General features: G+C 39.0%; 11 protein-coding genes. 4 read left to right on the top strand and 7 right to left on the bottom strand.

All coding sequences use genetic code 11. The annotated features are described in order from the left end of the window. Nucleotides 1-16: 16 nt before the first annotated feature. The gene (greA, locus tag ICJ55_RS06145) at nt 17-493 is read right to left on the bottom strand and encodes a transcription elongation factor GreA (protein ID WP_188156005.1); all 477 of its coding nucleotides are present in this window, start codon (nt 491-493) and stop codon (nt 17-19) included. A 96-nt stretch (nt 494-589) separates the two neighbouring features. Here greA and dacB point away from each other — a divergent pair, with 96 nt between their 5' ends. Further along, a complete protein-coding gene (gene dacB / locus ICJ55_RS06140) occupies nt 590-2,035 on the top strand; it encodes a serine-type D-Ala-D-Ala carboxypeptidase (RefSeq protein ID WP_188156004.1) in 1,446 nt (481 codons plus the stop codon). Between the two features lie 14 nt (nt 2,036-2,049). Next, complete coding sequence (locus ICJ55_RS06135; protein ID WP_188156003.1) at nt 2,050-2,880, top strand: GIY-YIG nuclease family protein; 831 nt, start codon at nt 2,050-2,052, stop codon at nt 2,878-2,880. Nucleotides 2,881-2,929: 49 nt separating this feature from the next. On the opposite strand, the gene ICJ55_RS06130 is transcribed toward ICJ55_RS06135, so the two are convergent. Beyond that, the gene (locus tag ICJ55_RS06130; protein WP_188156002.1) at nt 2,930-3,199 is read right to left on the bottom strand and encodes a GNAT family N-acetyltransferase; all 270 of its coding nucleotides are present in this window, start codon (nt 3,197-3,199) and stop codon (nt 2,930-2,932) included. Between the two features lie 176 nt (nt 3,200-3,375). Between ICJ55_RS06130 and purH the strand changes: the two genes are divergently transcribed. Continuing rightward, entirely contained in the window at nt 3,376-4,965 is a 1,590-nt protein-coding gene (gene purH, locus ICJ55_RS06125) for a bifunctional phosphoribosylaminoimidazolecarboxamide formyltransferase/IMP cyclohydrolase (RefSeq protein WP_188157693.1), read from the top strand. Nucleotides 4,966-5,019: 54 nt separating this feature from the next. Here purH and ICJ55_RS06120 read toward each other — a convergent pair whose 3' ends face one another. The 3 genes from ICJ55_RS06120 to ICJ55_RS06110 form a co-directional block, all read right to left on the bottom strand. Continuing rightward, a complete protein-coding gene (locus ICJ55_RS06120) occupies nt 5,020-6,396 on the bottom strand; it encodes an L-serine ammonia-lyase (protein WP_188156001.1) in 1,377 nt (458 codons plus the stop codon). Between the two features lie 144 nt (nt 6,397-6,540). Continuing rightward, nucleotides 6,541-7,434, bottom strand: coding sequence for a 4-hydroxy-tetrahydrodipicolinate synthase (gene dapA, locus ICJ55_RS06115; protein ID WP_425168894.1), 894 nt, complete (start codon nt 7,432-7,434; stop codon nt 6,541-6,543). A gap of 91 nt (nt 7,435-7,525) precedes the next feature. Next, nucleotides 7,526-8,467, bottom strand: a complete 942-nt coding sequence (locus ICJ55_RS06110; protein ID WP_188157692.1) for a Kdo(2)-lipid IV(A) acyltransferase — start codon at nt 8,465-8,467, stop codon at nt 7,526-7,528. Between the two features lie 180 nt (nt 8,468-8,647). On the opposite strand from ICJ55_RS06110, the gene hpf reads away from it, so the two are divergent. After that, nucleotides 8,648-8,932, top strand: a complete 285-nt coding sequence (hpf, locus tag ICJ55_RS06105; protein WP_188155999.1) for a ribosome hibernation-promoting factor, HPF/YfiA family — start codon at nt 8,648-8,650, stop codon at nt 8,930-8,932. Between the two features lie 118 nt (nt 8,933-9,050). Here hpf and thiI read toward each other — a convergent pair whose 3' ends face one another. After that, on the bottom strand, nt 9,051-10,502 hold the full coding sequence (gene thiI / locus ICJ55_RS06100; protein ID WP_188155998.1) for a tRNA uracil 4-sulfurtransferase ThiI: 1,452 nt from the start codon (nt 10,500-10,502) through the stop codon (nt 9,051-9,053). Between the two features lie 119 nt (nt 10,503-10,621). Continuing rightward, on the bottom strand, nt 10,622-11,482 hold the full coding sequence (folD, locus tag ICJ55_RS06095) for a bifunctional methylenetetrahydrofolate dehydrogenase/methenyltetrahydrofolate cyclohydrolase FolD (RefSeq protein WP_188155997.1): 861 nt from the start codon (nt 11,480-11,482) through the stop codon (nt 10,622-10,624). Nucleotides 11,483-11,587 lie beyond the last annotated feature (105 nt).

Below are 11,587 nucleotides of genomic sequence, written 5' to 3'. Positions count from 1 at the left end.
CTTTATCAGAAATAAACTAAATATACTCTACGCCGACAATATCAAATTCCACTTTACCGCCAGGCGTGGTAATACTCACAGAATCATCAACTTCTTTGCCAACTAAGCCACGAGCAATCGGCGAATTAACAGAAATTAAGCCCTCTTTGATGTTCGCTTCATCATCACCTACAATGCAGTAGGTAACTTCTTCATCTGTTTCTGCATTAACTAATTGCACTGTTGCACCAAAAATCACTTTGCCATTATTGGTCATTTTTGTTACATCAATAATTTGAGCGTTACCTAATTTACCCTCAATTTCTTGAATACGACCTTCACAGAAACCTTGTTGCTCACGGGCAGCGTGATATTCCGCATTCTCTTTTAAATCGCCGTGTTCACGGGCTTCTGCAATGGCATCAATAATCTGCGGGCGACGCACATTTTTCAAAAAATCCAATTCTTCACGCAGTTGCTCCGCACCACGCACAGTCATAGGAATTTGTTTCATTAAGTCTGTTTCCTTACTAAAAATTATCGGTTTACGAATGAAATTGAAAGGGCTATTATTCAATTTCTAACTAAAAATTTCAACTCCCCTTTTATTATGATTTTTAAAAACGCCACTCGCTCTTTTTTTCAGAAATTTATCTTATCCACATTACTTATTCCAAGCCTTGTACAAGCAGAAATTAATGCTGAAGAACTCATTCAAACCTTGCCAGCTGGCACTTCAGTGAGTTTTATTGCTAAAAACTTAGACACTAATCAGATTATCACTCAGCATCAAAGTGATGTTTTTATGCTACCGGCAAGCACTCAGAAAGTGTTTACGGCATTAGCAGCAAAATTAACCTTAAGTGATGAATTTCGCTTTCAAACCGCTCTTTTAACGAATGGCACGGTTGAAAACGGCGTGTTAAAAGGTAACTTAATTGCCCGTTTTACCGGTGATCCGGAGCTCACAAGCGGTCAAATTTATCAATTAATTAGCAAATTAAAGCAACAAGGTATCAACAAAATTGAAGGGGATTTAATTTTAGATACGTCCGTTTTTGCCAGCCACGACAAAGCTTCCGGCTGGATTTGGAATGATTTAACAATGTGCTTTAACGCCCCACCGGCAGCGATTAATATTGATAGAAACTGCTTTTATGTTAGTTTAAATGCCGATCAGCCAATAGGCGAATTTGCCAAAGTGGATGTGCCTTCTGCCTATCCTGTACAGGTATTTAGTGCTGCTTATGTTGTAGATAGCAAAGAAGCCCCTTTTTGCCAACTTGATGTGGTGGTTCACGATAACAATCGCTATCAAATTAAAGGCTGTATGGCTCGCCAATCCAAACCGTTTGGGTTAAGTTTCTCAGTGCAAGACCCTACCAACTACGGGGCAAATATCATCAATAAACATTTGAAAAGTTTAGGCATTGAGTTTAACGGACAGCTAAAAGAGCCTTTAACGCCACAAGCAGGCACAGTATTAGCCGAACACTATTCAGAGCCATTGCCTGTATTACTTAAAAAAATGATGAAAAAATCGGATAACCAAATTGCTGATGCCTTGTTCAGAACCGTTGCCAATAAACAACATAACCGTCCTGCTTCTTTTCAGTTAGGTAGTTATGTAATTCGCCAACTGTTAAAATCAAAAGCCAATATTGATTTTAAAAACAGCGTTGTTGCCGATGGCTCAGGACTTTCTCGCCATAATCAAATAAGTAGCCAAACGATGTTAGAAACCCTTGAATATATCGCTCAAAATGAAGATACATTACATTTATTTGAAACCTTCCCGATTGCAGGCGTAGATGGCACTATTTCAGGTAGAGGTTCAATTTCCACCGAACCGCTGGCGAAAAATCTGATTGCCAAAACAGGGGCATTAAAGGGTGTTTATAACCTTGCCGGCTTTATGAAAAATGCACGCGGTGAGCGAATTGCCTTCGTGCAATTTATTAGTGGTTATTCCACAGGCGAGCTGGAAAGTAAAACCAAACGAGCTCCACTGAACACCTTTGAAAATCGGTTCTATATGGCGTTATTTAATGAATAAGGAAGACTATATTTATGGTTACTCATACTGTTATTGTTACTGATAGAGGGCGAGATAATATTACGGTTTACACGAAAGAACCTGCATTCTTTGTGATTGCAGACCGTACAGATTTTAATGCTCTCAAGCATTTAGAAGAGGCAAATAAGGCAGGCATTTATATTTTATTGGGCGAAAATAAACGATATATCGGACAAGCTTCAAGTAAGATTTATGATCGTATCGCCAAGCATATTAAAGATGATACCAAAACTTGGTGGAATAAAATTATTTTCTTTGGTCGAGAAGATGGACATTTAGATAAATCACAAACTGATTATCTTGAAAAAATACTCATCAATGAATTTAAGAATACCGATTTAATTCTTGAAAATGGCACTATCGGCAACACCTCTTATATTGATAAAACCAGCAAAATCAAAGCAAAAAATGTATTTGATATTGTACAAGAGATTATGGAAGAAGTAGCTCATATCAATATTTTTGAGAGTGAATTGAACAATGAGGAGCTATTATCAGAAGAAGCCCCATATTGTTGGATTGAACTTACCGATGGTACTAAAATTTCGGGGAGAAATTTTAGAGATAATCAAAAAAACTTCTTCAAGCATCTATTAAATTCTCATTATCGAGAGCTGGTCGAAAACTACATCAGAAACGGAAAACCGACCTTAACACATTGTGTTGGTTCAGAGCCTTGCTACCGACCAAATGGTATGGCATATACAACAAAACTTGAAGACGGTATTTATCTCTATACACATTCATCAACGGCTCAACGCCGTAAATCAATTCAATCTTTTGCGGATAGTATCGGGCTAAAGATCACCTTCCATTGGGAGTAAATACAAGCGGTCGTAAATTTTTCATATTTTACGACCGCTTGTATCTTCATTAGGCAATTAAATCTCGATGGCTTCGCTGCATTTTGACGTCAATATAGCTACAGCTCGGCTTAATTTTTAATGCTTTTTCTTGAGCAAAAGCTATTAAGGCATTATAAAGCTCACCGGCAATCCCCTTGCCTTGAAAGGCTTCATCAACCCTTGTAGTGTAAGCGTCAATCACATTGTCTTTGATGTAGCGGTAACGCAATGTGCCGGCTTTTACTCCGCTTTCATCAATATACTCAAATTCAAAATTATCAAGATTGTGTTTAATCATAAATCCCCCTGTTGTTTAGGCTTTATTTTACGCAGTTTAACTGTGGATACAAGCGGTTGTTTTTGCAAAAAAATATGCAAATTCGACCGCTTGCAGATGAAAAAAGCAAACGTTTGCTTTATAATATCCGCCGTTTATTTCACATTTTAACACTCATTTTAAGGAACTTAGAAAAAATGGCGATTCAACAAGCGTTATTAAGTGTGTCTGATAAAAAAGGCATTGTCGAATTTGCACAAGGGCTTGCCGCTCGTGGTGTAAAATTACTTTCTACAGGTGGTACGGCAAAATTATTAGCAGAATCCGGCTTAACTGTAACGGAAGTATCTGACTACACAGGCTTCCCTGAAATGATGGACGGTCGTGTAAAAACCCTTCACCCGAAAGTTCACGGTGGGATTTTAGGTCGCCGTGGTACTGATGATGAAATTATGAACCAACACGGCATTGAGCGTATTGATATGGTGGTGGTGAATCTGTATCCATTTGCAGCAACGGTGGCAAAGCCGAATTGTACGCTTGAAGATGCAGTGGAAAATATCGACATCGGTGGCCCAACAATGGTGCGTTCTGCGGCGAAAAATCATAAAGATGTAGCGATTGTAGTCAATAATAACGATTTTGATGCCATTCTTGCCGAAATGGATCAAAACCAAAACAGTTTGACCTTAGAAACCCGATTCAACTTAGCAATTAAAGCCTTCGAGCATACGGCTCAATACGATTCAATGATTGCCAACTACTTCGGGCAAAAAGTGCCACCTTATCAAGGGGCGGAGGAAGAAGATTTAACCCAAGTTTGTGGTCAGTTCCCTCGTACACTAAATCTTAACTTCGTGCGTAAACAGACAATGCGTTATGGAGAAAACTCGCATCAAAACGCTGCTTTCTATGTAGAAAATGAATTGAAAGAATCCTCTGTCTCAACTGCTAAACAGTTACAAGGCAAAGCTCTTTCTTACAATAATATTGCCGATACCGATGCTGCTCTTGAGTGTGTGAAAGAGTTTACACAACCGGCTTGTGTAATTGTGAAACACGCTAATCCTTGCGGTGTAGCCTTAGGTAAAGATATTTTAGAGGCTTATAACCGAGCTTACCAAACCGACCCTACTTCTGCCTTCGGTGGCATTATTGCGTTTAACCGTGAGTTAGATGGTGAAACGGCACAAACAATTGCAGATCGTCAATTTGTGGAAGTGATTATCGCCCCAACGATTTCTGAAGCAGCTAAAGAATCTCTGGCTAAAAAGAAAAACGTGCGTGTGTTAGAGTGCGGTGAATTCAGCCAAGCCGAAAAACGTTTAGACTACAAACGTGTAAATGGCGGTTTATTAGTGCAAGATGCTGACCAAGGTGCAGTTTCAATCGAAGATCTACAAGTAGTTTCTGAACGCAAGCCTACACAAGCAGAGTTAGAAGATCTATTATTCTGCTGGAAAGTGGCGAAATATGTGAAATCAAATGCAATTGTGTATGCGAAAGACGGTCAAACCATCGGTATTGGTGCAGGTCAAATGAGCCGTGTATATTCAGCGAAAATTGCCGGTATCAAAGCAGAAGATGAAGGCTTACAAGTTGCAGGTTGCGTGATGGCATCGGATGCCTTCTTCCCATTCCGTGATGGGATTGATGCGGCAGCTAAAGTCGGTATTACTTGCGTTATCCACCCGGGCGGTTCAATGCGTGATCAGGAAGTCATTGATGCCGCAAACGAACACGGTATGGCAATGGTATTAACAGGAATGAGACATTTCCGTCATTAATATTTAGTTAAGAACTAAAAAGGCTATCTTGTTAAAAGATAGCCTTTTGCTTATTTAATCACAGGGTAAGACCTTAATTGCCAAGCCTCCCATTGAGGTTTCACGGTATTTAGCATTCATATCTCGACCTGTTTCATACATTGTTTCGATCACTTTATCTAAGCTCACTTGTGGCGAAGAGGTACGGCGTAATGCCATTCGGCTTGCATTAATCGCTTTCACTGAAGCTATCGCATTGCGTTCGATACAAGGTACTTGTACTTGTCCGCCCACCGGATCGCAGGTTAAACCAAGATTATGCTCCATCGCAATTTCTGCCGCCATACAAACTTGTTCTGCACTACCGCCCATAATTTCAGTAAGCCCTGCTGCTGCCATTGAACAAGCTACCCCCACCTCACCTTGACAACCTACTTCTGCCCCAGAAATCGATGCATTCATTTTGTAAAGAGAACCTATCACACTGGTTGTGAGTAAATAACGCTCAATTGTTTCTTGGTTAAGTTGGGCGATAAATTTCTGATAATAAGCTAATACCGCGGGCACAATTCCACAAGCACCATTAGTTGGAGCGGTTACCACTCGCCCGCCTGCAGCATTTTCTTCATTAACAGCAAGAGCAAACATATTAACCCAATCGATAATTTGCATAGGATCAGTGTTAAACTTGCTATTAGCTTCCAACATTCTACGTAGTGAACACGCTCGACGAGCCACTTTGAGTGGACCGGGTAACAATCCCTCTGTATGAACACCACGCTCAATACAGGCTTCCATTGTTTGCCAAATCATCACGAGGTAATCAGAAATTTCTGATTTTGAACGTAATGCCAGCTCATTTTTCCAAACAATTGAGGAAATAGGTAGTCCGTTCTCTTTGCAATGATGCAGTAAATCAGCCGCATTACAATAAGGAAAAGGTACAGAAACATCGCTCTCTTTGAGCTTTTCAAAATTTTCCTCATCTACAATAAATCCGCCACCAATTGAATAATAGGTGTTTGCAAATAAGATTTCCTCACCATTTAATGCTGTAAACTTCACGCCATTTTCGTGCAACGGTAAGAAATCATTATGAAAAGGCATATCTTCAAAAAAATCAAATTGAATTTGCTTAGCTTCGTCACTACTTTCTGCAATAATTAATTGCTTATTTTGTTTTAAGCTTTCAATGGTATTTTCAATACGTTCAATATCCACATTATGGGGCAAATAGCCCATTAGCCCCATAATAATAGCGATATCAGTATTATGTCCCCGCCCTGTTAAGGATAGAGAGCCATAAACATCAACCTTCAAGCGGTCAATTTTTGCTAAAAATTTGCGATTTTGTAATTCATCAACAAACTCCTTTGCCGCTTTCATTGGTCCAACCGTATGGGAGCTGGAAGGTCCAATTCCCACTTTAAACATATCAAATACGCTAATCATAAATACATACCCACAATAAAATCAAAAATGTATTCTACTCGGATCAGAGTAATCCGTATATGATGGTGCTAATTGTGAAAAAGTATAGATGTAAAAAAACCAGTTAATTTAATTAACTGGTTTTTAATATATCAGCAAAAATAATTAAATTAAGCCCGCTTGCTGTAACGCTTTTAATACTGTAGGTTGTGAGGCTTCAGTTAATGTAGTTAAAGGCAAGCGTAAATTTGGCTCGCTGATTAAACCTAATTTATAAGCAGCCCATTTAACAGGAATTGGGTTAGATTCTACGAATAAATCTCTGTGTAATGCCATTAAGCGGTTGTTGATTTCTTCTGCTTCATCAAACTGTCCTGCTAAAGCTAACTCACACATTTTTGCCATATCTGCCGCAGCAACATTATTTGTTACTGAAATAACACCTTGACCGCCTTGTTTCATTGACTCAAAACCTGTTGCGTCATCACCACTTAAGAAGATAAAATCATCTCCGGCTAATTGTTTGATTAACGGTAAACGGCTTAAATCGCCCGTAGCTTCTTTTACCGCTACGATATTTTCAATTTTCGCTAAACGACCGATAGTTTCAGGTTTTAAATCGCTTCCTGTACGACCTGGTACGTTATATAGAATTTGTGGTAAATCAGTACTTTCAGCAATCGCTTTATAGTGTAAATACATCCCTTCTTGGGTTGGTTTGTTGTAGTAAGGCACAACGCTTAAGCAGCCTGCTACACCGCTGTTTGCTAATAGTTTGGTCATTGTAATCGCTTCGCTGGTTGCATTTGAACCTGTGCCTGCAATAACAGGAATACGACCATCTGCAAATTCAACAGTTTTTTGAATTACTTTAACATTTTCATCAATGCTTAAAGTTGTGGATTCACCTGTCGTACCAACCGAAACAATACCGTGAGAACCAGCTTGAATGTGATATTCCACCAATTTTTTTAAATCTTGGAAATCCACTTCACCGTGTGTCATAGGGGTTACTAAAGCGACAATACTGCCGTGAAATAAAGGGGTTGCCATAATCATCTCCTGCATTTTTTTATTATGATAAATATACTTCTGCTAGATTGCAAAATTCAGCTTCAATATGCAAGCACTTTTTGCAATTATTCTTAAATTAATCGTAAAGGCTCTTATCATCTTCATTTGGTCGTGTTTTAAAGCGGCGGTGTAACCACATATATTGCGTTGGTGCATTCATAATTTCACGTTCTACCACTTTATTCATTAAGATAGCAGTATCTACTTCATTTTGACACCGGCTAAAATCAACCGGAGGACTAATTTGAATTGTATAACCTGAATAATCTGCATTACGCATTGGGCTGAACGGAATAATCAACGCATTAGGTACAGAACGAATTAGCATATAGCTACCTGCAGTTGTACAGGTTTCTTCTACTGCAAAAAAAGGCACAAAAACGCTGTTTCTTCTGCCGTAATCGTGATCCGGTGCATACCAAATCATTTCACCGTTTTTTAAGGCTCTAATCATACCTCGAACATCTTTACGATCAAGCATTGCTTTATTAGAACGGATTCTACCTCGAAACTGTATCCAATCTAATAACGGATTATCATTTGGGCGATAAACACCAATGCCTTGATGGTGCAAACCTATAATTCTTGCCCCAAGTTCTAAGGTTAAGAAATGTACGCCGACTAACAATATACCTTGATTATTAGCACTTTGTTTTAAATGTTCCACACCTTCAATTTTAGACCATTTCAGAATACGAGCATCCGACCAGAACCAAGCCATACCTGTTTCAATAATCGCCATACCTACTGATTTCATATTCTCTTGCACTAATTCTTCAATTTGTTCAGATGAATAATGCGGAAAACATAGCTCTAAATTACGACGGGCAATTCTCATACGGCGTTTTCCAAAGCCTAATTTGGTAAATAAGTTCCCTAAGCCTAAACCGATTTTGACTAAAATAGGATAAGGTAAACAGAGAATTAATTTAAAAATGCCTAATCCAAACCATAATCCCCAATATTTTGGGTGTAAAAATTGTTTTTGAAACGGAGGTAGCTGCTTTTTCTCGCTCATCATAAAATCTCAGTTGTCTATTTATTAGCGATATTATAGCCAAAAACAGTTAAAAATGTTAAGTAGATCAAACTTTTGGAAACTTGTTTCAAGTTTTACTTGAATTTTTGGGGTGAACCGCATATTTTGATTATAAGATATCAACGGCAAAAAGCCTTAACTAAACAAGAGGAAAATGTTATGTCACTAAATATTTCAAGCAAACAAATGGACATTACCCCTGCAATCCGTACTCATATTGAGGAGCGTTTAGCTAAGTTAGAAAAATATCACACCCAGCTGATAAATCCACACTTTATGCTGATTAAGCAGCCGAACACCTTCCAAGTGGAAGCTACAATCGGCACACCTTTAGGCGACTTGGTTGCAAAATCTGAACACGAAGATTTATATAATGCCATTTTCGATGTGAAGAAAAAATTAGAAGGACAATTAATTAAACTCAAAGAAAAACACGAACATTAATTTTTCTTGATATTTTAAGGGCTAAATGAAAAATCATTTAGCCCTATTTTTTACTTTTTACAAGCGGTTCAATTTCTCTAATTTTTTGCAAAAAATCAGATAAATCTGACCGCTTATGTTATTTCACACGAAAGACTTTAACGTTGTTATAGCCGTTTTCTTTTAAGTAAAGTGCTTGCAGTTTACTCATCACACCACGTTGGCAGTAAAGTAGGTAATTTTTGCTCTGGTCTAACGTAGAGAACTGGCTAGAGAGCTTATAAAACGGTAGTTCTTTCACTTCGATACCATCTAAATAGAATGGTTTTTCATCAACTTCTTCAGGGCTACGAATATCTAAAACAATGTCATTTTCAGATAGTTCACTCGTTGTTTCAACTGAAACCACTTCTCTCTCGGTTTCTTGTGCAATTTCACGAATATCTAAATAGCTCGCATTTTGCACTGCTTGCTCAAGGATCTCAAAGTTGAAATTGCCTTCTTCTTCGATAATTTTGCTTTCAATCGCTTTTACCGTTGGATTTTTAGAGATCACACCACAAAATTCCGGCATAGATTTGGCGATGTCGTCCGTACCAATCGCTTTTGCCATCGCAATGATTTGCTCTTTATCGTGCGTAATAAGCGGACGTAAAACTAAGGTATCTGATGCTTTATCTATCAAACGTAAATTCGTAAGAGTTTGGCTCGAAACCTGCCCTAATGCCTCACCTGTTACGATCGCTTGAATATCAAAACGCTCTGCGACCTTGCTTGCGGCACGTACCATCATACGTTTTAACACCACGCCCATTTGTCCGTTATCGACTTTTTCTAAAATCTCGCCAACCACATTTTCAAAATTGATCGCCACAAAGCGAACCTTGTGAGAAGTACTGTAACGGCTCCAAATATGATACGCCATCTGTTTTACACCGATTTCGTGTGCCGCACCGCCTAAATTGAAGAAACAGTAATGTACTCGTGAGCCACGGCGAATCAGCATATAGCTTGAAACCCCTGAATCAAAACCACCTGAAATTAACGAAAGCACATCTTCTTGCGTACCGATTGGATAGCCGCCAAGCCCCTCATAACGAGCCTTAATGAGCAACATTTTATCGTATTCAATATCAATACGAACCGTCACATCGGGGTCTTTCAATTTCACTTTCGCATTTTCAATACGCTGGTTCAAGCCACCGCCCACATAACGTTCTACATCTAACGAGCGGAAATCGTGCTGACCTTTACGGCGAACACGCACGCTAAAGGTTTTGCCTTCCAATTCATCTTTCACTGCCGCATAGGTTTGCTCAAAAATATCGTGCATATCGGTGAATGGCGTTTCTTCGACTTCCAGAATATGGTGAATTCCCGGTGTACGTTGCAATAACTCAAGCACAAGTGGGGCTTCTTCCGCTACTTTGGCTCGCACTTCAATAAAATCCCAATTACGCACCACAGACACATTTTCCGTTTCTTTCAACAAGACATTACGGATATTAGAAGTTAAAATTTTGATAAAGCGTTTACGCACTGAATCGCTTTTAATCATAATTTCAGGGAAAAGTTTGATAATAAATTTCATATAAAGTCAGTTTGCTGTCAAAAAATGGAAGCTATTTTAGCGGTTTATTGCCGAAAAGCCTAGAAATTCAAAAAGAAAATCCCCAATTGAAAGTGGGGATTTGCAAAAAATTGCACGTTTTATACCGCTTGTAAGTGATTTTCGTAAGCCTGAAAGGTGTTTTGCATCAACATTGCCACCGTCATTGGACCTACACCGCCCGGCACTGGGGTAATAAAACTCGCTTTTTGTGAGGCAACGCTATATTCAACATCACCTTTTAATTTACCGTCTGCCCCACGATTAATGCCTACATCAATCACAATCGCCCCTTCTTTAATCCAATCGCCCGGAATAAATTCAGGCTTACCGACCGCCACGACTAAAATATCTGCTTGGCGAACGTGATGTTCTAAATCTTTAGTAAAACGGTGAGTAACTGTTACTGTACTACCTGCAAGTAACAACTCCAACGCCATTGGACGCCCCACAATATTAGAAGCCCCAACAATCACCGCGTGCTGACCGTGTAAATCCACACCTGTAGTTTCAAGTAATTTCATCACGCCGTAAGGGGTACAAGAACGTAAGGTCGGAATACGCTGAGCTAAACGCCCTACATTATAAGGGTGGAAACCGTCTACATCTTTATGCGGTGCGATTGCTTCAATGACTTTGGTTGAATCAATCTGCTTTGGTAAAGGTAATTGTACTAAAATACCGTCCACGCTCTCATCTTGATTAAGATCTTCGATAAGTGAAAGTAATTCTGCTTCTGTTGTTTCTGCTGATAAATCGTAAGATTTCGATTCAATGCCAATTTCTGCACAACTTTTACGCTTGCTACCCACATAGACCTGAGAAGCAGGATCTGCCCCGACAAGAATTACCGCAAGCCCCGGCTTACGTTTGCCTTGTTGAACATATTGAGCGATTTTTTCACTTATGTTAGTTTTAATTTGCGATGCAATCGCACTACCGGAAATAACCTGTGCAGTCATTTTTCTCTCCAAAAATAATTAGCTGACGAAAACGTTTGCCATTTTCTCAAAAAATTAACATTTTGATAAGTTAAATTTGAATAGCGGATAAAGTTCCACCATTTA

The sequence above is a fragment of the Mannheimia bovis genome, from assembly GCF_014541205.1.
GTDB classification, from domain to species: Bacteria; Pseudomonadota; Gammaproteobacteria; order Enterobacterales; family Pasteurellaceae; genus Mannheimia; species Mannheimia bovis.
The sequence above is the reverse complement of the archived record's forward strand: the minus strand, read 5'-3'. Positions and strand labels throughout refer to the sequence as shown.

What these genes read in the sequence shown, in the direction of transcription:
- thiI (WP_188155998.1), bottom strand. Translation starts at nt 10,502, where the DNA reads ATGAAATTTATTATCAAACTTTTCCCTGAAATTATGATTAAAAGCGAT.
- ICJ55_RS06130 (WP_188156002.1), bottom strand. Translation starts at nt 3,199, where the DNA reads ATGATTAAACACAATCTTGATAATTTTGAATTTGAGTATATTGATGAA.
- ICJ55_RS06135 (WP_188156003.1), top strand. Translation starts at nt 2,050, where the DNA reads ATGGTTACTCATACTGTTATTGTTACTGATAGAGGGCGAGATAATATT.
- ICJ55_RS06110 (WP_188157692.1), bottom strand. Translation starts at nt 8,467, where the DNA reads ATGAGCGAGAAAAAGCAGCTACCTCCGTTTCAAAAACAATTTTTACAC.
- ICJ55_RS06120 (WP_188156001.1), bottom strand. Translation starts at nt 6,396, where the DNA reads ATGATTAGCGTATTTGATATGTTTAAAGTGGGAATTGGACCTTCCAGC.
- dacB (WP_188156004.1), top strand. Translation starts at nt 590, where the DNA reads ATGATTTTTAAAAACGCCACTCGCTCTTTTTTTCAGAAATTTATCTTA.
- folD (WP_188155997.1), bottom strand. Translation starts at nt 11,482, where the DNA reads ATGACTGCACAGGTTATTTCCGGTAGTGCGATTGCATCGCAAATTAAA.
- hpf (WP_188155999.1), top strand. Translation starts at nt 8,648, where the DNA reads ATGTCACTAAATATTTCAAGCAAACAAATGGACATTACCCCTGCAATC.
- dapA (WP_425168894.1), bottom strand. Translation starts at nt 7,434, where the DNA reads ATGATTATGGCAACCCCTTTATTTCACGGCAGTATTGTCGCTTTAGTA.
- greA (WP_188156005.1), bottom strand. Translation starts at nt 493, where the DNA reads ATGAAACAAATTCCTATGACTGTGCGTGGTGCGGAGCAACTGCGTGAA.
- purH (WP_188157693.1), top strand. Translation starts at nt 3,376, where the DNA reads ATGGCGATTCAACAAGCGTTATTAAGTGTGTCTGATAAAAAAGGCATT.